The sequence below is a fragment of the Klebsiella sp. OBRC7 genome (assembly GCF_000293135.1).
GTDB classification, from domain to species: Bacteria; Pseudomonadota; Gammaproteobacteria; order Enterobacterales; family Enterobacteriaceae; genus Klebsiella; species Klebsiella michiganensis.
In genome coordinates, this window is record NZ_ALNJ01000108.1 from 119,963 (window position 1) to 142,314 (window position 22,352).

Annotated in this window: 19 protein-coding genes; 11 read left to right on the forward strand and 8 right to left on the reverse strand. The window is 55.9% G+C overall.

Annotated features, from left to right (window positions below; all coding sequences use genetic code 11):
- Positions 1 to 6 precede the first annotated feature (6 nt).
- From HMPREF1144_RS22185 to fruB, 6 genes are all read right to left on the reverse strand, one after another.
- On the reverse strand, positions 7 to 1,257 hold the full coding sequence (locus HMPREF1144_RS22185) for a NupC/NupG family nucleoside CNT transporter (protein WP_009654022.1): 1,251 nt from the start codon (positions 1,255 to 1,257) through the stop codon (positions 7 to 9).
- Between the two features lie 95 nt (positions 1,258 to 1,352).
- Positions 1,353 to 2,288 carry a pseudouridine-5'-phosphate glycosidase gene (locus HMPREF1144_RS22190; RefSeq protein WP_009653983.1) on the reverse strand — a complete coding sequence of 312 codons (936 nt, stop codon included), beginning with the start codon at positions 2,286 to 2,288 and terminating at the stop codon, positions 1,353 to 1,355.
- Positions 2,281 to 3,216, reverse strand: a complete 936-nt coding sequence (locus HMPREF1144_RS22195) for a pseudouridine kinase (RefSeq protein ID WP_042928247.1) — start codon at positions 3,214 to 3,216, stop codon at positions 2,281 to 2,283. The genes HMPREF1144_RS22190 and HMPREF1144_RS22195 overlap by 8 nt, the downstream gene beginning before the upstream one ends.
- 323 nt (positions 3,217 to 3,539) lie before the next feature.
- Positions 3,540 to 5,228: a PTS fructose transporter subunit IIBC gene (gene fruA, locus HMPREF1144_RS22200; RefSeq protein ID WP_004852694.1), complete on the reverse strand. Its 1,689-nt coding sequence runs from the start codon at positions 5,226 to 5,228 to the stop codon at positions 3,540 to 3,542.
- Between the two features lie 16 nt (positions 5,229 to 5,244).
- Positions 5,245 to 6,183, reverse strand: a complete 939-nt coding sequence (fruK, locus tag HMPREF1144_RS22205) for a 1-phosphofructokinase (protein ID WP_004103928.1) — start codon at positions 6,181 to 6,183, stop codon at positions 5,245 to 5,247.
- Positions 6,184 to 7,314, reverse strand: coding sequence for a fused PTS fructose transporter subunit IIA/HPr protein (fruB, locus tag HMPREF1144_RS22210; protein WP_004852698.1), 1,131 nt, complete (start codon positions 7,312 to 7,314; stop codon positions 6,184 to 6,186).
- A 331-nt stretch (positions 7,315 to 7,645) separates the two neighbouring features.
- Here fruB and setB point away from each other — a divergent pair, with 331 nt between their 5' ends.
- Positions 7,646 to 8,827 (forward strand): sugar efflux transporter SetB, encoded by a 1,182-nt coding sequence (gene setB, locus HMPREF1144_RS22215; protein WP_032721873.1) that lies wholly within the window; start codon positions 7,646 to 7,648, stop codon positions 8,825 to 8,827.
- 24 nt (positions 8,828 to 8,851) lie between these two features.
- Here the strand turns inward: setB and HMPREF1144_RS22220 are convergent, their stop codons facing one another.
- A complete protein-coding gene (locus HMPREF1144_RS22220) occupies positions 8,852 to 9,103 on the reverse strand; it encodes a YkgJ family cysteine cluster protein (RefSeq protein ID WP_004852701.1) in 252 nt (83 codons plus the stop codon).
- A 148-nt stretch (positions 9,104 to 9,251) separates the two neighbouring features.
- Here HMPREF1144_RS22220 and yeiP point away from each other — a divergent pair, with 148 nt between their 5' ends.
- The 10 genes from yeiP (at position 9,252) to yejF (ending at position 21,757) form a co-directional block, all read left to right on the forward strand.
- Positions 9,252 to 9,824, forward strand: coding sequence for an elongation factor P-like protein YeiP (yeiP, locus tag HMPREF1144_RS22225; protein WP_004122911.1), 573 nt, complete (start codon positions 9,252 to 9,254; stop codon positions 9,822 to 9,824).
- A 278-nt stretch (positions 9,825 to 10,102) separates the two neighbouring features.
- Positions 10,103 to 11,569, forward strand: coding sequence for a mannitol dehydrogenase family protein (locus tag HMPREF1144_RS22230; RefSeq protein WP_009653940.1), 1,467 nt, complete (start codon positions 10,103 to 10,105; stop codon positions 11,567 to 11,569).
- A gap of 118 nt (positions 11,570 to 11,687) precedes the next feature.
- Positions 11,688 to 12,665 carry a CobW family GTP-binding protein gene (locus tag HMPREF1144_RS22235; protein ID WP_009653970.1) on the forward strand — a complete coding sequence of 326 codons (978 nt, stop codon included), beginning with the start codon at positions 11,688 to 11,690 and terminating at the stop codon, positions 12,663 to 12,665.
- 35 nt (positions 12,666 to 12,700) lie between these two features.
- Positions 12,701 to 13,414 (forward strand): phosphatase PAP2 family protein, encoded by a 714-nt coding sequence (locus tag HMPREF1144_RS22240; RefSeq protein WP_162933708.1) that lies wholly within the window; start codon positions 12,701 to 12,703, stop codon positions 13,412 to 13,414.
- A gap of 426 nt (positions 13,415 to 13,840) precedes the next feature.
- Entirely contained in the window at positions 13,841 to 14,410 is a 570-nt protein-coding gene (mepS, locus tag HMPREF1144_RS22245) for a bifunctional murein DD-endopeptidase/murein LD-carboxypeptidase (RefSeq protein ID WP_004122922.1), read from the forward strand.
- A gap of 188 nt (positions 14,411 to 14,598) precedes the next feature.
- The gene (locus HMPREF1144_RS22250; RefSeq protein ID WP_009654023.1) at positions 14,599 to 16,161 is read left to right on the forward strand and encodes a cyclic di-GMP phosphodiesterase; all 1,563 of its coding nucleotides are present in this window, start codon (positions 14,599 to 14,601) and stop codon (positions 16,159 to 16,161) included.
- 70 nt (positions 16,162 to 16,231) lie between these two features.
- The gene (locus tag HMPREF1144_RS22255; RefSeq protein WP_042928260.1) at positions 16,232 to 18,037 is read left to right on the forward strand and encodes an extracellular solute-binding protein; all 1,806 of its coding nucleotides are present in this window, start codon (positions 16,232 to 16,234) and stop codon (positions 18,035 to 18,037) included.
- 9 nt (positions 18,038 to 18,046) lie between these two features.
- Positions 18,047 to 19,141 carry a microcin C ABC transporter permease YejB gene (locus tag HMPREF1144_RS22260; protein ID WP_004122930.1) on the forward strand — a complete coding sequence of 365 codons (1,095 nt, stop codon included), beginning with the start codon at positions 18,047 to 18,049 and terminating at the stop codon, positions 19,139 to 19,141.
- A complete protein-coding gene (locus HMPREF1144_RS22265) occupies positions 19,141 to 20,166 on the forward strand; it encodes an ABC transporter permease (RefSeq protein WP_009653993.1) in 1,026 nt (341 codons plus the stop codon). The genes HMPREF1144_RS22260 and HMPREF1144_RS22265 overlap by 1 nt, the downstream gene beginning before the upstream one ends.
- Before the next feature lies 1 nt (position 20,167).
- Entirely contained in the window at positions 20,168 to 21,757 is a 1,590-nt protein-coding gene (yejF, locus tag HMPREF1144_RS22270) for a microcin C ABC transporter ATP-binding protein YejF (protein ID WP_009654021.1), read from the forward strand.
- 3 nt (positions 21,758 to 21,760) lie between these two features.
- Here the strand turns inward: yejF and HMPREF1144_RS22275 are convergent, their stop codons facing one another.
- Positions 21,761 to 22,105, reverse strand: coding sequence for a YejG family protein (locus HMPREF1144_RS22275; protein ID WP_004122937.1), 345 nt, complete (start codon positions 22,103 to 22,105; stop codon positions 21,761 to 21,763).
- Positions 22,106 to 22,352: the final 247 nt, after the last annotated feature.

Below are 22,352 nucleotides of genomic sequence, written 5' to 3' on the forward strand. Positions count from 1 at the left end.
AGCGTGTTATGCTAGCCCAATAAAGAACCCGGCGATGGTGGCGCTCATCAGGTTAGAGAGCGTGGCCGCCGCCAGGGCGCGCAGCCCAAGCTGGGCAATTTCCGGCGCGCGCTGCGGTGAAATGGCCGAAAACGCCCCGACAACCACGCCGATCGAGCCAAAGTTGGCGAAACCGCACAGCGCGAACGAGATGATCGCAACGGTTTTCACGTCCAGGTTTCCGCCGCTTTGCAGATAAGGCGAAAAGTTGAGGTAGGCGACGAATTCGTTGATCGCCAGCTTTTGGCCAATCAGGCTGCCCGCCAGCGTCGCATCGCTCCAGTCAACGCCCATGATCCACGCCAGCGGTGCGAGCAGAAAGCCGAAAATCCCCTCCAGCGTGGCGTGACCGTAGCCAAACCAGCCGCCAATGCCGCCGATAATACCGTTCAGCAGCGCGATAATCGCCACAAACGCCATCACTACCGTTGCCACCCCAGCAGCAATTTTCAGGCCAGTCATCGCCCCTGACGCCGCCGCCTCGATCACGCTTTTCGGCGGCGTCTCGGTGAAAGAGAGATTGTCGAAAGTGACCTGGGATGCTTCAGTTGCCGGACTCAGCATACGGGCAAACAGAATCCCGCCGGGGATGGCCATTAGCGAAGCGGCCAGCAGATAATCAATCGGCACGCCCATACCGGCATAGCCGATCATCATTGACCCGGCGATCGACGCCATCCCGCTGCAAATCGCGGTAAACAGCTCATTGCGGTTGAGCTTGTTGATAAACGGTTTGACGATCGCCGGGATCTCATTTTGCCCAAGAAAAATGGTGGTCACGGCGACAAAAGACTCAATTTTGCTGATATTCAGCGCCTTCTGGAAGATGCCGCCAAGAATCCGGATCAGCAGCCCCATCACGCCAAGGTAGTAAAGCAGGCTTATCAGCGCGGTGACAAAAATGATGGCGGGCAGCACGCGAAAGGCGAAGATAAAGCCGGCGCCGTCAAACAGTACGTCCATCTTCGGGCCGACCAGTGAACCAAAAATAAACGCGCTTCCGGCGTCGCTATAGGACATGACTTTATGTACCCCAAGCGCGGCCTGCTCGACCAGCCACTTTCCCGGCGGAAAGTAGAGCATCACCCCGCCAATGACGATTTGCAGCAGCAGCGCTGCCCCTACCGTTCTGACGCTGATGCGTTTTTTATTGACTGACAGCGCAAAGGCAATGGCCAGCAACACCACCATCCCCAGAAGACTTCTCATGATGTCCATAATGATATCCTTACCTGGTGGAAAACCCGGCGCGGGCCAGGCTTTCGGTATCTTTGATATCGGGGCGGGCCACCGCAAACGGCCCGCAACTGTCGTCAGGCTACCTGCTGATACTCTTTGGCAATCTCGCAGGCCAGAATGGCGTTGTTGAAGACCAGCTGAATATTGGATTTCAGGCTGTCTCCGCCGGTCAGCTCCGCAACGCGGGCCAGCAGGAACGGCGTACTCGCTTTCCCCACCACGCCCTGCTCTTCCGCCTCCTTCACCGCCCGGTTGATGGCGGCATTGATTTTCTCTTCCGGCATCGCGAACGCTTCAGGAATAGGATTCGCCACCACCATGCCGCCATTCAGACCCGACTGCCATTTCACCGCCATCGCTTTGGCGATCTCTTTGGCGCTATTGAGGCGAATGCTGACGTCAAACGGGCTGGTTCGGCAGAAGAATGCCGGCAGCGCAGAGGTTTGATAACCAATAAGCGGAACGCCAAACGTTTCTAAATATTCGGTCGTTAAACCGAGATCGAGAATAGATTTTGCACCGGCGCAGACGACGGTGACGTTGGTATTAGCGAGCTCCTGTAAATCGGCGGAAATATCAAACGTGTGCTCGGCGCCACGATGTACTCCGCCAATACCGCCGGTCGCAAAGACTTTAATTCCGGCCATTGCGGCAATAATCATGGTAGACGCCACGGTGGTCGCGCCATTTAATCCTGCGGCGACAACAAAGGGTAAATCACGACGACTGACTTTGGCGACGTTATGCCCTTCCCGGCCCAGCAGTTCAATTTCTTCACGGCTCAAGCCAACTTTCATGACGCCATGAATAATCGCAATGGTTGCCGGCACCGCCCCCTGGCGACGAATGGTTTCTTCTACTTCCAGCGCCGTTTGCGCATTTTCCGGAAATGGCATACCGTGAGAAATAATGGTTGATTCCAGCGCCACTACTGGCTGATTATTTTTCAACGCCTGCTGAACTTCCGCAGAAAGCTGTAATAATTCAGAGGAAATATTTAATTCAGACATATTCTTTCTCCACTACCTTTTTTACGTTGGCGTAAGATAATTCAGGGTTATTGGTGAATTCCGATGAAAGCGCCAGAGAAGAGCATCCCTGAGCAAACTTCACCGCTTGCGAAAATGAACAGCCGTCGAGCCAGCAGCAGGCAAGGCCGGCCATCATGGCATCACCGGCGCCGGTGACGTTAACGACCTGAGTTTTCAGCGGCGCGGACCAGCCGCGTTCCCCATCTTTCTCACTGTAGTAAACCCCGTCGCCGCCCATGCTCAGCACCAGGCGCTTCAGGCCACGCTGATGAAACCAGTCGGCAACGCGCGCGACATCATCCGTGCCGGACAGCGCGATGCCGCTCAGCGTTTCAGCCTCAAGCCGGTTCGGTTTCAGGGTGTGAATACGCCCCAGATGCTGGCTGATTTTCACGCACTTCCAGGCTGAAACCGGATCAACAAAAACGGGCGTTGCGCCGCTATTTTCCATCAGCCAGGCGAGAGCGGCCTCGCTGATATTGCAATCAACGACAATCACCGCAGCATTGCAGATAAAATCTTGATGCTGTCTTAAAAACGCTGGCGTAATATGTTCAGTGATGCTCATATCATTAATCGCCACCAGCATTTCACCGGTATTATCAAGCAGCGATAAATAGCTTGAAGTACCTTCCCCCTGGATAACCTGACATTTATCGACGTGAACCCCGGAGTGGGCCGTTTGTTTTAATAGAGAGTGGCCATAAAAATCGTCACCGACAACCGATAATAGCCACGCTTTTTTATTTAACAAGGCAATGTTTTGCGCAATGTTTCGCCCTACGCCGCCGGGAGTATATTTTATTTTCCCGGGGTTAGAATCCGCATAGTTCAACGATACATTGGAATAACCAGCAACATCCATATTTGCCGATCCAATAATTACAACGTAATCATTTTCAGGCATGAAAATACCCTCCAGCATAAAAAATGCTATGGCAGTGGAATTATTGAATATCAATAAATAAGCATGCTTCCATTCATCACCTCCAAATAAACACATGTTTGAATGTGAACATGTGTTTATGTTAAGCGGAATGTTTTTAAAGTAAAGAGGTCAGCAAGAGGGATTTCATATGAACATGAACAAAATCACAAAAAATGACCCGTATGGTTTTTAAACAGTTTAAAAATGCGAAGGAGAGCACATACGGCAGGATGAGCGGGAGGAGATGAGGCATAAAAAAGGGCAGAGAAGACTCTGCCCTTGAGAACGATTTAATGGGTCGATCAGGCTGCTTTTTCTGCTACCTGAGCTTCAGGACGTTTCAGCACCGCGTAGGAGAGCCCTGCGACCAGCGTACCGACGACAATCGCCATCAGATAACCGAGTACCGGCGTAATCGCGCCAGGAATCAGCAGGACGAACAGACCGCCGTGCGGCGCCATCAGCTTAGCACCGACCGCCATGGACATCGCGCCGGTGACCGCGCCGCCAACGATACAGCAAGGCAGGACGCGCATCGGGTCGCGAGCAGCGAACGGAATCGCGCCTTCGGTGATAAAGCACAGGCCGAGAACCAGTGCGGCTTTACCGCCTTCCTGCTGCGCTTTGTCGAACTTTTTACGCGCAATCAGCGTCGCCAGACCCAGCGCCAGCGGTGGAACCATACCTGCCGCCATAATGGCCGCCATCGGCGCATAGGTTTGGGTACTCAGAAGACCAACACCAAAGGCGTAGGCCGCTTTGTTCACCGGGCCACCCATGTCGGTACACATCATACCGCCGAGGATCGCACCGAGCAGAACCGCGTTCGCCGTGCCCATGGTTTGCAGCCAGTGGGTCAGGCCTTCGAGGATCCCGGCAACGGGTTTACCAATCAGGTAAATCATCGCCAGACCTACGATCAGGCTGGAAACCAGTGGAATGATCAGGATTGGCTTCAGCGCCTCCATACTTTGCGGCAGTTTCAGCTTCGTACTGATCGCTTTCGCCACGTAACCGGCAAGGAAACCAGCGATGATACCGCCGATGAAGCCGGATCCGGTGCTTACCGCCAGCATACCGCCGATAAGACCCGGCGTCAGGCCCGGACGGTCAGCGATGGAGAAGGCGATAAAGCCCGCCAGTACCGGCACCATCAGCGCGAAGGCTGAGCCCCCACCGATTTGCATCAGCGCGGCGGCCAGGGTGTCTTTCACTTCAAAGGCTTTAATACCAAAAGCGAAGGAGAGCGCGATACACAGACCGCCCGCCACCACCATCGGCAGCATGTACGACACGCCGGTCAGCAGGTGGCGATAGGCGCCAGCGGACTCTTTTTTGCCTTCCGCCGCGGCCTGGGATTTACCCGCAGGCTGATACGGTTTCGCTTCAACAACGGCTTTATCCAGCTCCTGAGCGGTTTTCTTCAGCGCCAGACCGGTGGTGGTGCGATACATCGGCTTACCGGCGAATTTCGCCAGATCCACTTCGATATCGGCAGCCACCACCACCAGATCCGCCTGTTCAACTTCTTCCGGCGTGATTGCATTACCCGCGCCCACGGACCCGCGCGTTTCAACTTTCACCCACCAGCCGCGTTTTTTGGCTTCGGTTTCAATCGCTTCCGCCGCCATAAAGGTGTGCGCCACCCCGGTCGGACAGGCGGTAACCGCCACGATGCGTTTCGGACCGTTGGTCGCTGCGGGTACAGCGGCAGCGGCCGGGGCGCTGTAAGGCGTTGCATGGCTTTTGGCCTCACCGAGGAACAGCTCCGGGTGCGCTACGGCGCGGTTAATATCGCCGAGATAGACCTTTTTGCCGTTCAGCGCGCTGTCGGCCGGCAGCGCCGTGCCCAGCACAATCGCCAGCTCAGCGTCGTTCGGGTTATCAATCAGTTCGAGTTGCGCTTTTTGCGCCGCAGTGCTTAACAGGGTCTTCGCCATATAGGCGCGAGCCTGTCCAAGCCCGGCATCAATAATCAGCAGCGTTTTCATTATGCCTCTCCTGCTGTTAATTAAAGGGTTGTAAGTCGACGCGCGCCATCATTGCGGCCAACTGGGTACGATCGGTAATACCGACATTGCTCTGACTCACCGCCAGCGCGGCAACTGCCGTTGCCAGGCGCAGCGTATGTTCGCTGGACTCACGCATCAGCAGGCCATAAATCAGGCCGCCAACCATGGAGTCACCGGCGCCAACGGTGCTTACCACTTCAACGGAAGGCGGCTTGGCAATCCACTCTCCGGATGCGTTAACCCACAGAGCGCCTTCTTCGCCAAGGGAGATAACTACGTGGGCAATTCCCTGCTCACGCAGCGCATGAGCGGCTTCAATCACATCTTTCATTTCAGGCAGCTTGCGGCCCGCCCAGATCTCCAGCTCGCGGCGGTTAGGTTTAACCAGCCACGGCGCCGCTTTCAGACCGGCAACCAGCGCTTCGCGGCTGCTGTCAAAAATGATGCACGGGCACTGGCTACGCAGACGGGTCATCCAGTCAGTGAACGCTTCCGGGCTGACGCCAGACGGCAGGCTACCGCTCACGCAAACCATATCGAACTGGCCCAGCCAGCTCAGGGAATCGTTAACAAAACGCTCCCAGTCGCCCGGCGTGACTTCAAAGCCGGAGAAGTTGAAATCGGTGACTTCGCCATCTTTCTCCGTCAGCTTAACGTTGATACGGGTACGGCCCTGAACAACCTGAAAACGGTTAGCAATGCCCAGCTCGCTGAACAGCTGCTGAAAACCATCCTGATTGTCTTTACCGAGGAAACCGCCAACGGTGACGTCGATACCGAGATCTTTCAGCACTTTTGCAACGTTGATCCCCTTCCCTGCGGCGTGCAAACCGGTGGTGCGAACAAGGTTAACCTCACCGCGTTCAATTTCCGGGGTAAAACCCACCAGGTCATAGGCCGGGTTTAAAGTAATCGTTGCGACACGTCTGCTCATTTATGCGCCCTCCCCAAGGCCTGCGGCGATCGCTTCGCCAATCGCATCCAGCGCCTGCTGCGCATCTTCACCCTGCGCGGTAAAGCGCAAGCGGTGACCTTTTTTCACGCCCAGCGCCACGACTTTCATCAGGCTGCGGCCGTTGGCCGGCTTGCCCGAACCATCAAGGTTGGTGACGGTAATGTCGCTGGAGAATTGTTTAATGGTATTCACCAGCATCGTGCCGGGACGCGCGTGCAGCCCGTGCTCGTTGCGGATAACGTATTCCGCGCTGAGAACATCTTCCGCAATCGCGTCGTCGCTGGTCAGCAGCGCCAGCAGCGTGGCGCCATCAGCCTTCAGCAAACGGTCAGCTTTTTTGTCAAGCAGCAAATTGCTCAGACGATTAAGCACCGCCGTCGGCTGGTCATCGGCCATCGCGACGGTAATCAGCAGCGAAACCGGCTGCTCATCGCTGGTGAAGGCGCTGGCCGCGCGGCTGACGGCAACGGCGCTGCGCAGGTTGCCTTCGGTGCTGTCGTTCAGCCAGATGCCCTGACCGAGGTTCAGCGGTTTATCATTAATCGTACGGCTAACAAAGGAAGCATCGACGGCGCCAGCTTCTTTCAGCCGCGCGGCGTTCAGCGCCTGCAGGGTCAGCAGGTCGCTGGCGACAACGTCCAGGGTCAGCGTCTCGTTATCGAGCTTCAGCGCTTCGCTCTGCTTTTCACCCATCAACAGGGCGCGCAGCTCTTCAGCGGTCGTCGCGGACTTAAGTTGTTCAGCAACGGAGTCGTCGCTCAGCACGTGGGTCAGCTGACGCAGCAGCCCCAGGTGTTCATCCGAGCTGGCGGCAATACCGATGGCGACGTAGGCGGTTTGCCCTTCGCCCCAGGTCACGCCCTGCGGAAACTGATACACCTGAACGCCGGTTTTCAGTACCTGATCGCGGGTGTCGGTGGTACCGTGCGGAATCGCAATACCGTTGCCAAGGAAAGTGGAGGTTTGCTGCTCGCGAGCCAGCATCCCGTTGATGTAGCCGTCTGCCACGTTGCCCGCGCTGACCAGCGCGGAGGCAACCTGACGAATAGCCTCTTCTTTATTACCGGCCTGCTGACCGGGATGAATATCCTGCACAGATAACTGGAACATGGTTCTCCTCTCCTGCTGAATTGAATCGTTTCAGCTACTTTGAGAAAAAATGCGTCATCTACCTGCCGGAGAATCTCCCGATGACGCTGAAACGTTTCAAGAAGTCTGTACCTTTATTAGCCGCCAGGCAAGAAAAGTTCGTTTCCTGATAACAGAAGTTAGAGATACAGCACACTTTTGCTGAAGCGGGAGCGTCGAGGCCGGAAAAACTTCAGCTTTCTGCTGAAGTTTGATTTTGAAACATCTTTTTGATTTATTCGTGCCCTGGTACTGTTCATTTTCTGAGTGACGGCGTAAACTCCGCGACTCCTGAAAACCGATGAACGCCGACATGCAAAACAGTAGCGCCGCCCTGCCACGACGCGGGTTTGATTTCACCTCTTCCGCCTTTCTGATCGTCGCCTTCCTCACGGGTATCGCCGGGGCACTCCAGACGCCAACGCTGAGCCTGTTTCTGACGAACGAGGTTCACGTCCGACCGGCGATGGTCGGCTTCTTTTTTACCGGTAGCGCGGTGATCGGCATTCTGGTGAGCCAGTTCCTCGCCGGGCGTTCGGATCGCAAAGGCGACCGCAAGCGGCTGATCGTCTTCTGCTGCCTGATGGGCGTGCTGGCCTGCGTGCTCTTCGCCTGGAACCGTAACTACTTTATTTTGCTGTTCATCGGGGTATTTCTCAGCAGCTTCGGCTCCACCGCCAACCCGCAGATGTTTGCCCTCGCACGCGAGCATGCGGACAAAACGGGCCGCGAGGCGGTCATGTTTAGCTCGATTCTGCGCGCTCAGGTATCGCTGGCATGGGTTATCGGACCGCCGCTGGCCTACGCGCTGGCCATGGGTTTTGGCTTTACGGTGATGTATCTCAGCGCGGCAGTTGCCTTTGTGGTCTGCGGCGCGATGGTCTGGTTTTTTCTTCCCAGCATGCGTAAAGAGCCGAAGATTGCTACGGGCCATCTTGAAGCCCCGCGCACTAACCGCCGCGACGCGCTGCTGCTGTTTATCATCTGTACGCTGATGTGGGGAATCAACAGTCTGTACATCATTAATATGCCGCTGTTTATCATCAATGAACTGCATTTACCGGAGAAGCTGGCCGGGGTCATGATGGGCACCGCCGCCGGGCTGGAAATCCCGACCATGCTGATTGCGGGCTACTATGCCAAACGCTTCGGCAAGCGCTTCCTGATGCGCATCTCAGCGGTGGCCGGCGTGCTGTTTTACGTTGGTATGCTAACCGTCCACACCCCCGGGCTACTGCTGGCCCTGCAGGCGCTGAACGCCATTTTTATCGGTATCCTGGCCGGTATCGGCATGCTCTATTTCCAGGACCTGATGCCCGGACAGGCGGGTGCGGCCACCACGCTTTATACTAATACCACACGCGTTGGCTGGATTATCGCCGGTTCGCTGGCGGGGGTCGTTGCGGAAGTCTGGAGCTATCACGCCGTATTCTGGATTGCGCTGGTGATGGGGGTCATCACTCAGGCCTGCCTGTGGCGTATTAAAGACGTTTAAGGGTATACGCGCGGGCTTGCACCGTCACGAAGTGCTCAGCTCAAGATGAAGCAGCCAGGTCATGGCGTCTTCGCGATTGGCGGCGCACATTTCCGCTTCCGGCTTCAGGCTGGCACACACTTTCGGCCTTAACGGCGAGCCAAAAATAGCGCAGAGATTATTTTGCGATAGCTGCACGCAGCGGGTGTTTGCCGGCTTGCCTTGCGGCATGCCCGGGATAGGACTGGAGATAGAAGGAGCGATACAGCAAGCTCCGCATTCAGGGCGGCATTCCATAATCGACTCTTCCGATAACGCTTTTAGCAGCCCAGCCTAAACGTTTTACCTGAAGATAGCAAAACAGACGAATTCCACTTGCCTGAAAGGCCCGGCGCGAGTAGTTTTACGCGATATTTTCGACCCTTTAAGTGACAGGATTACTGCAATGCCAAGAGCGAATGAAATTAAAAAAGGTATGGTGCTGAATTACAACGGCAAACTGCTGATTGTTAAAAATATTGATATTCAGTCACCCAGCGCCCGCGGCGCAGCGACGCTGTACAAAATGCGTTTCTCCGATGTACGCACCGGCCTGAAAGTGGAAGAACGCTTCAAAGGCGACGACATCGTCGATACCGTCACCCTGACCCGCCGCTTCGTTGACTTCTCCTATATCGATGGCAACGAATACGTCTTTATGGATAAAGAAGATTACACCCCGTATATCTTCACCAAAGAGCAGATCGAAGAAGAGCTGCTGTTTATGCCGGAAGGCGGCATGCCGGATATGCAGGTTCTGACCTGGGACGGCCAGCTGCTGGCGCTGGAACTGCCGCAGACCGTGGATCTCGAAATCGTTGAGACGGCGCCGGGTATCAAAGGCGCATCCGCAAGCGCGCGTAACAAACCGGCGACGCTGAGCACCGGCCTTGTTGTTCAGGTGCCTGAATACCTGAGCGCGGGAGAGCGTATCCGCATCCATATCGAAGAGAGCCGCTACATGGGCCGCGCGGACTAAACTCCGCGTTTGCAACATCCTGGAGGGCAGCCAGCGGCTGTCCTTTTTATTAGCCCCATATCCACTCCCCTCCGCCAAAAGATGTTATACCAATAATAGCAAGGTTACCGCTAATCTCACCGGCTCTCTCCGCATACTTTGCGGCCTGACCGTTTACCGCGACAGAATTGCATGATCAAGCTCACATTAAGCGGATAAATAAGGCTCACCAATTTAATTTGTTGTCATATATCTTTACACTGGCCATGTTAATTATTGGTTAATCAGGTGTGTTAAGAATGACAACCATTGCGACAGCCACGCTGGCGGAAGGCGTACAGCTTCCTCGATACGATCGCAGTCAGCTGCGTTCGCGTATTGTGCATTTCGGTTTTGGCGCGTTTCATCGCGCGCACCAGGCCCTTCTCACCGATCGGGTGCTCAACGCCAGAGGCGGAGACTGGGGGATTTGTGAGATTAGCCTGTTCAGCGGCGATCGGCTGATGAGCCAGCTGCGCCAGCAGGACCACCTGTTTACCGTGCTGGAAAAAGGCGCCGAGGGCAATCAGCCGATTGTTGTCGGCGCCGTTCATGAGTGTCTGAATGCGAAACTGGATTCGCTGGCCGCTATTATTGAGAAATTTTGCGAACCGCAGGTCGCCATTGTCTCTCTGACCATCACCGAGAAGGGCTACTGCATCGATCCGGCCAGCGGCCAGCTGGATATGACGCAGCCGCGCATTATTCACGATCTGCAAAATCCGACGCTGCCGCAATCGGTTCCCGGCATTCTGGTGGAAGCGCTGGCGCGCCGCCGGCAGCGGAAGCTAAGGCCGTTTACCGTCCTCTCCTGCGATAATATTCCCGATAATGGACATGTGGTAAAAAACGCCGTGCTGGGAATGGCAGAAAAACGGGACCCCGAGCTGGCGCAGTGGATCGCCGAACACGTCAGCTTTCCCGGTACTATGGTTGACCGCATCGTGCCCGCCGCCACCGATGAGTCGCTGGCAGAAATTAGCGCGACGTTAGGCGTGGAAGACCCCTGCGCAATCAGCTGCGAACCCTTTATCCAGTGGGTCATTGAAGATAACTTTGTTGCCGGTCGCCCGGACTGGGAAACCGCGGGCGTCCAGATGACCGATGACGTTTTACCGTGGGAACAAATGAAGCTACGGATGCTCAACGGTAGCCACTCGTTTCTCGCCTGGCTTGGCTATCTGGCTGGCCATGCGCATATTAGCGACTGCATGCAGGATCCGATTTTCCGCAGCGCCGCCTACCGCCTGATGCTTGACGAACAGGCGCCAACCTTATCCATTCAGGGCGTTGACCTGACGGCGTATGCTGACAGCCTGATCGAGCGCTTCAGCAACCCGGCGCTGAAGCATCGCACCTGGCAAATCGCCATGGACGGTAGCCAGAAGCTGCCGCAACGTATGCTTGAGGGTATTCGCGTCCATCTTGCTCGGGGCAGCCGCTGGCCGCTGCTGGCGCTCGGCGTGGCCGGCTGGATGCGCTACGTCAGCGGTATTGACGATGCCGGAAATGCGATTGATATTCGCGATCCGCTGGCCGATAAGATGCAGAAACGGGTTTCTGCCAGCGATGAACACCATCGCGTGGCGGCCCTGCTTACGCTTGAAGAGATCTTCGGCCGCGACCTGCCGCAGAACCCGCAGTTTGTCGCTCATATCACCGCCGCATGGCATCAGCTCGCCGCTTTTGGCGCGCGTCAGGCGATTGCCGGCACGCTGAACGCTTAACAATTTCTGCCTTTTAGCGGACAGATCCCCCTTCTGTCCGCGGTAAGACTTCTCTTTTCCCCTTTTTTTCGTCAGGATAGCGTAACTGTTACAACATTACATTTATCCTGGAGAAAAAGTGACCAAAACCAATTTGATCACGGGGTTTCTCGGCAGCGGCAAGACGACGTCGATTCTGCATCTGCTGGCCCATAAGCCCGCGGATGAAAAATGGGCCGTGCTGGTCAACGAGTTTGGTGAAGTGGGCATTGACGGCGCGCTGCTGGCGGAAAGCGGCGCGCTGCTCAAAGAGATCCCCGGCGGCTGCATGTGCTGCGTGAACGGTCTGCCGATGCAGGTCGGGCTCAACGCCCTGCTGCGCCAGGGCAAACCCGATCGCCTGCTGATAGAACCCACCGGGCTTGGCCATCCTAAACAGATCCTCGATATGCTGACCGCCGCAATATACGAGCCGTGGATCGACCTGCGCGCCACCTTATGCGTGCTGGATCCGCGCCAGCTGCTGGACGAAAAAATAGTGACCAACGACAACTTTCGCGACCAGCTGGCCGCCGCTGACGTCATTATCAGTAATAAAGCCGACCGCGCAACGGAGGAAAGCCAACGCGCATTCGCCGCCTGGTGGCAGACCTATGCCGGCGATCGGCGGTTCGTCAGCGCCACCCGGGGGAATATCGACCCGGCACTGCTTGATTTGCCGCGCCGCAATCTTGCGCCGCTTCCCGCCAGCCCCGAACACGCGCACGGCCACGGGCAGAAACAGGGCCTTGCGGCACTGAGCCTCCCTGCCCATCAGCGCTGGCGTCGCAGCCTCAATAGCGGCCAGGGCTATCACGCCTGCGGCTGGATTTTTGACGCCGAAACCGTTTTCGACACCGTGGCCCTGCTCGAATGGGCGCGCCTGGCGCCGGTCGGGCGCGTGAAAGGCGTGATGCGCATTGCGGAAGGAGTGGTACGCATCAACCGCCAGCAGCGCGATCTGCATATTGAGACGCAGAACGTTCCTCCCCCCGATAGCCGTATCGAGCTGATTGCCGATACCGAGACGGACTGGAACGCACTGCAGGCCTCCTTGTTGAGGATTCGTTTAAGTTAAGACGGCTATGGTTGCCGTCGTTTACCCAACACACGATAGTTATGATTAAAAATCGAATTCCCCTAATCCTGCTGCTGAACGCGGCGGGTGTTGCGCTTTTTTGTTCATGGTACCTTCCCGTTAACCATGGTTTCTGGAATCCGCTGGACTCGGCGATCTTCTATTTCTTTAACCACCTGGTTGGCGTGAGCACCGCTTATACCTGGCTACTGGCGATTATCAACAACCGCGCATTTGATGCCTGCTCGCTACTGGCGATGGGCAGCCTGATGCTAAGCTTCTGGTTTAAAGAGCAGAGCGCCGGACGCCGGCGGGTGATTATCATCGGCCTGGCGATGCTGCTGGCCGCCGTCATCATCAATCAGCTTGCCCAGCACCTGATGCCGGTTAAGCGCGCCAGCCCTTCGCTCTCTTTTACCGATATCACCAAAGTGAGCGATGTGATCTCCTTCCCCACTAAAGATGCGTCTAAAGATAGTTTTCCAGGCGATCACGGTATGATGCTGCTGATTTTTGCGTCATTTATGTGGCGCTATTTTGGTCGCCGGGCGTTTGCCATCGCGCTGGTCATATTCGTGGTGTTCGCTTTTCCACGCGTAATGATCGGCGCTCACTGGTTTACCGATATTGCCGTCGGCTCATTAACGGCGGTACTCATTGGCGCCCCCTGGGTATTGATGACCCCGCTGAGTGATAATGTCATTGCGTTATTTGAGCGTTATCTTCCGGGTAGAAAAACTAAAATTTAAATCCATCTTTACAATTAATTAATATCATTCATAAGGGATCGTTCTGGGTCCCTTTTTTTGTCCGCGCGTTTTTTCTCATCCGGCATCATCTTCCCGTCATAGTAATCATGTTAGAAATGAGTAAATTGCGTATTTTTTACCCATTACTGTCGCTATTTTGCCCTTTGCCGATGATTCACTTTTTGTCGCAAAAATACTTATAAGAAAATGCGTAAAACCGCTCGCCATCCCCCGGTTGATCGGGTAACCTCAATCTCGTTTTGCCTCGTCAGCGACATCAATTCAGAGAATGAATAAATTTGTGCGTCAGTCCACAGTTTTATGCTTACGGAATTGTCTCATTGCGACCAGGTAATTAGGCTCTAACACGTTTGGCATTTTTTATAACGACATTGTCGTTAAGGACAACAAGGGATAACACACAGCATGGTCAAATCTCAGCCGATTTTGAGATATATCTTGCGGGTCGCCCCCGCGATTGCAGTTGCGGTTCTGCTTTCCGCGTGTAGTTCAAATAGTACCGCCAGGAATATGCATTCTGAGACGCTTGCTGTGGGTAGTGGCGATTTATCATCACTGCAAGCCTCTCAGGATGAATTTGAAACGATGGTCCGCAACCTGGACGTTAAGTCCCGCTTGATGGATCAATATGCCAGCTGGAAGGGCGTGCGTTACCGCCTCGGCGGCAGCACTCGTAAAGGCATCGATTGTTCCGCCTTTGTGCAACGGACTTTCCGTGAACAGTTTGGCCTGGAACTGCCGCGCTCGACTTCAGAGCAGCAGGATTCCGGAAAATCGATCAGCCGCGCGCAGCTGCGCACCGGTGATTTAGTCCTGTTCCGTGCAGGTTCCACGGGCCGCCATGTAGGGATCTACATCGGCAACAATCAGTTTGTTCATGCTTCCACCAGCAGCGGTGTGACGATTTCAAGCATGGATGAGCCGTACTGGAAAAAGCGCTATAACGAAGCGCGACGCGTTCTGAGCCGTTCGTAATCGTCTTCTGCCGTTGGTTAATCCCTTGGCCAACGAAAGAAATAAAAAACACTGCCGAGGCGGTGTTTTTTTTTGCTCGCCAACCAGGAAACTTCGTAAAATAAGCGATGTCTTTAAGCAGGGATAGAAAAAGCGATTTCTATCAGCTCCCTGGCGCAAATCAACAATACGGACTGACTATATAGCCTATGCCTACCCGTCATCTCGCTCCCCGGCGAAAAATCTGGCTGACCAGCATATGTGTTGGAATAGCCGTCGCCCTGCTGGCCGGTAGCATCCAGTTTATGGTGATTTATCACAACCGTGCGGAGCGTTTCGACGCCATTATTCACAACGTTCATACGTATCTGCAGGACTACTTTCACGATTTGAATCAGACGATTCAGGGCATGCAGCCGCTGGTCGATCAACCCTGTGAAAACGTTGCCTCAGGCTTAACCGCCCATGCGGCATTCAGCCCGAACGTTCGCGCCATCCTGCTGGTCAAAAATGGCCTTGCGTTTTGCTCCTCCGCCACAGGCGCTATGAACACGCCCTTAATCCAGCTCATTCCGCAGCTTAATCTTACTCAAGCGGTCGATATGGCGATTCTGCCCGGGACGCCAATGATGCCGAAAAGCGCCGCGCTGGCGCTGTGGGTCCGCAGCCCACACGGCGGGAAAGACGGTATTTTTGTCTCGATTAATGCCAACCTGACGCCCTATATTCTCTACTCAGCTCGACAGAATGATTTCAGCGGCCTGGCGCTGGCCATTAACGACACCGCCATTTCCACCTTCAGCAACCAACTTATCGACCCGCAGACGCTGCTTTCGCCGCCCATTCGCCAGACGCAAATCGACGGCCTGCCGCTGAAGGTTTATCTCTACGCGAACAGCTGGCTGGCGGAGAATACGCAGTTTGCTCTACTGCTGGGCGTCGTGTGCGGGCTGCTGGCCGGGCTTTTAAGCTACTACATCCTGACGATTAAATCGGACCCGCGCAAAGAGCTGCTGCTGGCCATCAAAAACGATCAGTTCTACGTGGTCTATCAACCTGTGGTGAGGTCAGAGACGCTACAAATTAGCGGCATTGAGGTGCTGATGCGCTGGCGGCATCCGGTGGCCGGCGAGATCCCTCCCGATGTGTTTATCAACCTTGCTGAAACCCAGCAGATCATTATTCCGCTCACCCGCCATCTGTTAAAACTGATTGCGCAGGATGCGCCTGTTCTGCAAACGCTCCTGCCCGCAGGGAGCAAACTGGGGATAAATATCTCCCCCCTTCATCTACATGCAGGCAGCTTTCAGCAGGACCTTCAGCACTTCGCCGCCGCCATGCCGGCCGGCCATTTTAGCGTGGTGCTGGAGATCACCGAGCGCGCAATGATCGATAAAAATCGCTCCTTAGGGAACTTCGACTGGCTGCACGAACAGGGCTTTGAAATTGCGATTGATGATTTTGGTACCGGCCATAGCGCGCTAATCTATCTGGAGCGCTATAACTTTGATTACCTGAAGATAGACCGCGGCTTCGTGCAGGCTATCGGCACTGAGACCGTCACCTCTCCGGTGCTTGATGCCGTTATTACCCTGAGCCGCCGCCTGAAGCTCACCACGGTCGCTGAAGGGGTGGAAACGCAGGAACAAGCGGAATGGCTGCGCGACCACGGGGTAAACTATTTACAGGGCTATTGGTTAAGCCGGCCGCTGACGCTGGAAGCGCTGATCGCCGCCCATGATGAACCGGCGAAATATTTCACAACCCGCTAAGTGTCCTTTATTATTTGCTATCAGAGGTCAGGCCGTTTCAGGCCCGGCATGGGAGGACGATATCCTGGTTATTTTTGCGCGCATCAGCCTGATACTGCTGACCTTATTTAGCCTGCACAGCCAGGCGCAAACCATTAAAGAGAGTGACAGGTTCGCGATTATTGGCGAACCGAAATACATTGCAGGCTTCACCCATTACGATTATGCCAACCCCGCCGCGCCTAAAGGCGGCGCAATTACCCTCGCCGCCATCGGTACTTTTGATAATTTCAACCGCTACGCCATGCGCGGCAACCCCGGTATCCGTACCGAAAGCTTATACGACACGCTTTTCACCACCTCTGATGATGAGCCCGGCAGCTACTATCCGCTGATCGCCGAGCATACGCGCTATGCCGATGATTTTTCATGGATGGAGATCGCGCTCAATCCCCGCGCCCGCTATCACGATGGCAGCCCCGTCACCGCCAGCGATGTCGCGTTTACCTTCCAGAAGTTTATGACCGAAGGGGTGCCGCAGTTTCGCCTCTATTATAAAGGCACCACCGTAAAAGCCATCGCTCCGCTCACCGTACGCATCGATTTAGCCAAACCGGGCAAAGAGAACATGCTTAGCCTGATGACGCTGCCCGTCATGCCGGAAAAATTCTGGAAAAACCATAAACTCAGCGACCCGCTATCCGCCCCACCGCTGGCCAGCGGCCCGTATCGCATCACCGCCTGGCGCATGGGCCAGTACATTACCTACTCGCGGGTAAAGGACTACTGGGCCGCCGACCTACCGGTCAACCGCGGGCGCTGGAATTTCGATACGCTGCGCTACGACTATTACCTGGACGACAACGTCGCTTTCGAAGCCTTTAAGGCCGGCGCCGTCGACCGTCGCGAAGAGAACGTTGCCAAAAACTGGGCTACCCGCTACGTTGGGCGCAATTTTACCCACGGCTATATCGTTAAAGATGAATACACCAACACCTCGGCGCAGAATACGCAGTGGCTGGCCTTTAACATTCAGCGCCCGGTATTTTCCGACCGCCGGGTACGCGAAGCCATTACCCTCGCCTTTGATTTTGAATGGATGAATAAGGCGCTGTTTTATCACTCCTACAGCCGCGCCAACAGCTTCTTTCAGAATACCGAATACGCGGCGCGCGATTATCCGGATGCCGACGAGCTGGCGCTGTTAACGCCGCTGAAAAAAGAGATCCCGGCCGAAGTTTTCACGCAGATATACCGTCCCCCGGTTTCCAGCGGCGATGGTTTCGAACGCGCAAACTTGCTGAAGGCGGATGCCATCCTTAACCAGGCAGGATGGATAGTGAAAAACCAGCGGCGGGTTAATGCGAAGAGCGGCAAACCGTTACGCTTTGAGCTGCTGCTTCCTTCCGGCAGCAGCGATCGCTGGGTCCTGCCCTTCCAGCACAACCTCCAGCGGCTCGGCATCGTCATGGATATTCGCCAGGTCGACAACTCCCAGTACAGTAACCGCAAGCGCAGCCGGGATTACGACATGATGCCCAGCGTCTGGCGCGCCACGCCCTGGCCCGGCACCGACCTGCAAGTCTCCTGGGACTCCGAATATATTAATTCCAGCTATAACGCCTCAGGAGTACAAAGCCCGGCCGTCGACCGGCTCATCGCGCAGATTATTCGCTGGCAGGGTAATAAAGAAAAGCTGCTGCCGCTGGGCCGGGCTCTCGACCGCGTGCTGACCTGGAACTATTACATGCTGCCGATGTGGTATATGGCGCAGGACCGAACCGCATACTGGGACAAATTCTCCTTCCCGCAGACCCGCGCGGTCTACTCCTCCGGTTTCGAAAACTGGTGGTACGACGCAGGCAAAGCGGCCAGACTCCCCGCGGACAGACGCTAAGGAATTAAGATGGGTGCATATCTGCTCCGCCGACTACTGCTCATCATCCCCACCCTGTGGGCGATTATCACTATTAACTTTTTTATTGTGCAGATCGCGCCCGGCGGTCCGGTCGATCAGGCGATTGCGGCGATTGAGTTCGGCGACCGCGGAGGCTTGCCCGGCGCCGGAGATGGCGGCATGGCCGCCAGCCATGCGCGTACCGGGGTCAGCAACATCAGCGATGGGCACTATCGCGGCGGGCGCGGGCTGGACCCGGAGGTGATTGCCGAGATAACTCACCGCTACGGCTTTGATAAGCCGCTGCACGAGCGTTATTTTAAAATGCTCGGTGATTATCTGCGCTTTGATTTTGGCGATAGCCTGTTTCGCAGCTCATCGGTACTGCAGCTGATTAAAGACAGCCTGCCGGTCTCAATCACCCTGGGCCTGTGGAGTACGCTCATCATCTACCTGGTGTCGATTCCGTTGGGGATCCGTAAAGCGGTCAGCAACGGCAGCCATTTTGACGTCTGGAGCAGTACGCTGATTATTATCGGCTATGCCATCCCGGCGTTCCTGTTTGCCATTTTGCTGATCGTTATCTTTGCCGGCGGCAGCTATTTCGATCTCTTTCCGCTGCGCGGGCTGGTGTCAGCTAATTTCGACAGCCTGCCCTGGTACCAAAAAATCCTCGACTATCTCTGGCATATCACCCTACCGGTGCTGGCAACGGTGATTGGCGGTTTTGCCGCCCTCACGATGCTGACTAAAAACAGCTTTCTTGATGAAATCCGCAAGCAGTACGTGGTTACCGCTCGCGCCAAGGGCGTCAGCGAAAAGCAGATCCTTTGGGGCCACGTGTTTCGCAACGCGATGCTGCTGGTGATTGCCGGTTTCCCGGCCACCTTTATCAGCATGTTTTTTACCGGCTCGCTGCTGATTGAGGTGATGTTCTCGCTAAACGGACTGGGGCTGCTGGGCTATGAGGCCACCGTATCTCGCGATTACCCGGTCATGTTCGGCACGCTGTATATTTTTACCCTGATTGGCCTGCTGCTGAATATCATCAGCGATATCAGCTATACGCTGGTCGATCCGCGAATCGATTTTGAGGGCCGCTAATGTCATTTTTTAGTCCCGTCAATCAGGCCCGCTGGGCGCGTTTTCGCCACAACCGCCGCGGCTACTGGTCGCTATGGCTCTTTTTAGCGCTTTTCGCCTGTAGCCTGTGCGCAGAGCTTATTGCGAACGATAAGCCGCTGCTGGTCCAGTACCGCGGAAGCTTCTACGTTCCGCTCCTGAAAAACTACAGTGAGACCACCTTCGGCGGCAGCTTTGCCACCGCCGCCGACTATCAGGACCCGTGGCTGCAAAAACGGCTGGCGGATAACGGCTGGGCCCTGTGGGCGCCGGTTCGTTTCGGCGCGACGACCATTAATTTCGCCACCGACGCGCCCTTCCCTTCGCCGCCGTCGGGACAGAACTGGCTGGGCACCGATGCCAACGGCGGAGACGCGCTGGCGCGTATTCTGTACGGCACGCGCATTTCCATTCTCTTTGGACTGCTGCTGACCTTCTTCTCCAGCGTACTGGGGGTGATGGCCGGCGCCGTTCAGGGGTATTACGGCGGAAAGATTGACCTCTGGGGGCAGCGGTTTATCGAAGTCTGGTCGGGAATGCCGACGCTGTTTCTGATTATCCTGCTCTCAAGCGTTGTGCAGGCCAACTTCTGGTGGCTGCTGGCCATTACCGTGCTGTTCGGCTGGATGACGCTGGTCGGCGTGGTCCGGGCTGAGTTCCTGCGCACCCGTAACTATGATTATATCCGCGCCGCGCAGGCGCTCGGCGTCAGCGATCGCGCCATTATTCTGCGCCATATGCTGCCTAACGCCATGGTCGCCACCCTGACCTTCCTGCCGTTCATTCTGTGCAGTTCGATAACCACCCTGACCTCGCTCGATTTCCTCGGCTTTGGCCTGCCGCTGGGCTCCCCTTCGCTGGGCGAACTGCTGTTGCAGGGTAAAAACAACCTGCAGGCGCCCTGGCTGGGCATCGCCGCCTTTCTGTCGGTGGCGGTCCTGCTGACGTTATTGATTTTTATTGGTGAAGCGGTTCGCGACGCTTTTGACCCAAGCAAGGCGGTGTAGCATGACGCAACCTTTGTTAGATATCGATAACCTCTCCATCGCCTTTCGCCAGCAGGGTGAGACTATCCCGGTCGTCAGCGAACTGTCGCTGCAGATTGCCGTCGGCGAGACCCTGGCGCTGGTCGGCGAGTCCGGCTCAGGGAAGAGCGTGACCGCGCTATCGGTGCTGCGGCTACTCCCGTCGCCGCCGGTCAGCTATCCTGCCGGCGACATCCGTTTTCACGGCCAGTCGCTGCTGCACGCGGATGAACCCACCCTGCGCGGCGTGCGCGGTAACCGCATCGCGATGATCTTTCAGGAGCCGATGGTTTCGCTTAATCCACTGCATACCCTGGAAAAACAGCTGTACGAAGTGCTCTCTTTGCATCGCGGGATGCGCAAAGAAGCGGCGCGCGGGGAAATCCTCGACTGCCTGGATCGCGTCGGTATCCGCAACGCGCCCAGGCGGCTGGCCGACTATCCCCATCAGCTTTCCGGCGGCGAGCGCCAGCGGGTGATGATCGCCATGGCGCTGTTAACCCGCCCGGAGCTGCTTATTGCCGACGAACCCACCACCGCGCTGGACGTGTCGGTGCAGGCGCAAATCCTCACGCTGCTGCGGGAACTGAAGCAAGAGTTGAATATGGGGCTGCTGTTTATCACCCATAATCTGAGCATCGTTCGTCAGCTCGCCGACCGCGTCGCGGTGATGCAGAACGGCCGCTGCGTGGAACAAAACGGCTGCCGGGCGCTGTTTTCCGCCCCCGAACACCCTTATACCCGCCGCCTGCTGGATAGCGAGCCGTCGGGCGATCCCGTCCCGCTCGCACCCGATGCCCCGGTGTTGCTGCGGGCGGAAAATTTGAGTATCGCCTTCCCGATACGTAAAGGTCTGCTGCGGCGAGTTGTCGATCATAACCGGGTCGTTAATGCCCTCAGCTTTCATTTGCGCTCGGGAGAAACGCTGGGGCTGGTCGGCGAGTCCGGATCGGGCAAAAGCACCACCGGGCTGGCGCTTCTGCGTCTGATTCATTCCGATGGCGCGATCGCCTTTGACGGTGAGGCGCTTCAGGGACGTAATCGCCGGCAGATGCTGCCGCTGCGTCGCCGCATGCAGGTGGTCTTTCAGGATCCTAACGCATCGCTAAACCCGCGGCTCAACGTGCTGCAAATTATCGAAGAGGGATTGCGCGTCCATCAACCGACGCTCGCGCCGGCCGAACGGGAGCAGGCGGTGATTCAGGTGATGCAGGAGGTCGGCCTCGATCCACACTCACGGCATCGCTACCCTGCCGCCTTCTCCGGCGGCCAGCGTCAGCGCATCGCGATCGCCAGGGCGCTGGTCGTCAAACCGCAGCTTATCGTGCTGGATGAGCCCACCTCATCGCTGGATAAAACCGTACAGGCGCAAATCCTCGCGTTGCTGAAGGCGCTACAGCAAAAGCATCAGCTGGCCTATATTTTTATCAGCCATGATTTACGCGTCGTGCGGGCGTTGTGTCATCAGGTGATGGTGCTGCGGCAGGGAGAAGTCGTCGAGCAAGGTGAGTGCGAGCGCGTATTTACCGCTCCGCAGCAGGAGTATACCCGTCAGCTGCTGGCGTTAAGCTGACGGTCAGAAGGGATTGTTGCCGGAGAAAGGTTCCGCAATCGCCACGCCGAAATTTTTCAGGCGGCAGGTTGCAGCGAATTCGTCCTGACGGTTAACAAACAGGCACGGTTCCCCTTCGCATTCAACGACAGAGCTGTCGACCTCGATGTCGCTAAGCGCCTGGCTGAGCTTATGCATGACCGGCCACGCGCTTTCGCCATCGGGGCTGAGTAATTTCAACGCCACGAGGCTGTTTTCGCTCTGGGCGCCGTTTTGCGGAATCGGTTCAACTCTTGAACCTGCAAAACCGGCCAGCCAGCGATAGCTCTGCGGCAGACGGTGTACGATAGAGAGTTGCAGTGTATTCACGTGTTTACCCCGGAAGCAAAATACTTCACAATAATTTTACATCAATACTAACACATTATTGACAACCAGTCCTCTTCCTGCACAGAAAACGCTTACACCAGTGGCATAGCCGTGTTATTGGTTTGTAATGTAAAAGTTTATAATTGTGCAGATGGAACATCTTCGGGCTATATGTACCCGTTTCTGTGATCTAAAACAACTTTTTTATCGCAATCATGCGACTTTTTGAACGATTTGATTTTACATA

Bases quoted from the DNA above. Each gene is read 5' to 3' on its own strand.
- HMPREF1144_RS22185 (WP_009654022.1), bottom strand. From the start codon at position 1,257: ATGGACATCATGAGAAGTCTTCTGGGGATGGTGGTGTTGCTGGCCATT.
- HMPREF1144_RS22190 (WP_009653983.1), bottom strand. From the start codon at position 2,288: ATGTCTGAATTAAATATTTCCTCTGAATTATTACAGCTTTCTGCGGAA.
- HMPREF1144_RS22195 (WP_042928247.1), bottom strand. From the start codon at position 3,216: ATGCCTGAAAATGATTACGTTGTAATTATTGGATCGGCAAATATGGAT.
- fruA (WP_004852694.1), bottom strand. From the start codon at position 5,228: ATGAAAACGCTGCTGATTATTGATGCCGGGCTTGGACAGGCTCGCGCC.
- fruK (WP_004103928.1), bottom strand. From the start codon at position 6,183: ATGAGCAGACGTGTCGCAACGATTACTTTAAACCCGGCCTATGACCTG.
- fruB (WP_004852698.1), bottom strand. From the start codon at position 7,314: ATGTTCCAGTTATCTGTGCAGGATATTCATCCCGGTCAGCAGGCCGGT.
- setB (WP_032721873.1), top strand. From the start codon at position 7,646: ATGCAAAACAGTAGCGCCGCCCTGCCACGACGCGGGTTTGATTTCACC.
- HMPREF1144_RS22220 (WP_004852701.1), bottom strand. From the start codon at position 9,103: ATGGAATGCCGCCCTGAATGCGGAGCTTGCTGTATCGCTCCTTCTATC.
- yeiP (WP_004122911.1), top strand. From the start codon at position 9,252: ATGCCAAGAGCGAATGAAATTAAAAAAGGTATGGTGCTGAATTACAAC.
- HMPREF1144_RS22230 (WP_009653940.1), top strand. From the start codon at position 10,103: ATGACAACCATTGCGACAGCCACGCTGGCGGAAGGCGTACAGCTTCCT.
- mepS (WP_004122922.1), top strand. From the start codon at position 13,841: ATGGTCAAATCTCAGCCGATTTTGAGATATATCTTGCGGGTCGCCCCC.
- HMPREF1144_RS22250 (WP_009654023.1), top strand. From the start codon at position 14,599: ATGCCTACCCGTCATCTCGCTCCCCGGCGAAAAATCTGGCTGACCAGC.
- HMPREF1144_RS22260 (WP_004122930.1), top strand. From the start codon at position 18,047: ATGGGTGCATATCTGCTCCGCCGACTACTGCTCATCATCCCCACCCTG.
- HMPREF1144_RS22265 (WP_009653993.1), top strand. From the start codon at position 19,141: ATGTCATTTTTTAGTCCCGTCAATCAGGCCCGCTGGGCGCGTTTTCGC.
- yejF (WP_009654021.1), top strand. From the start codon at position 20,168: ATGACGCAACCTTTGTTAGATATCGATAACCTCTCCATCGCCTTTCGC.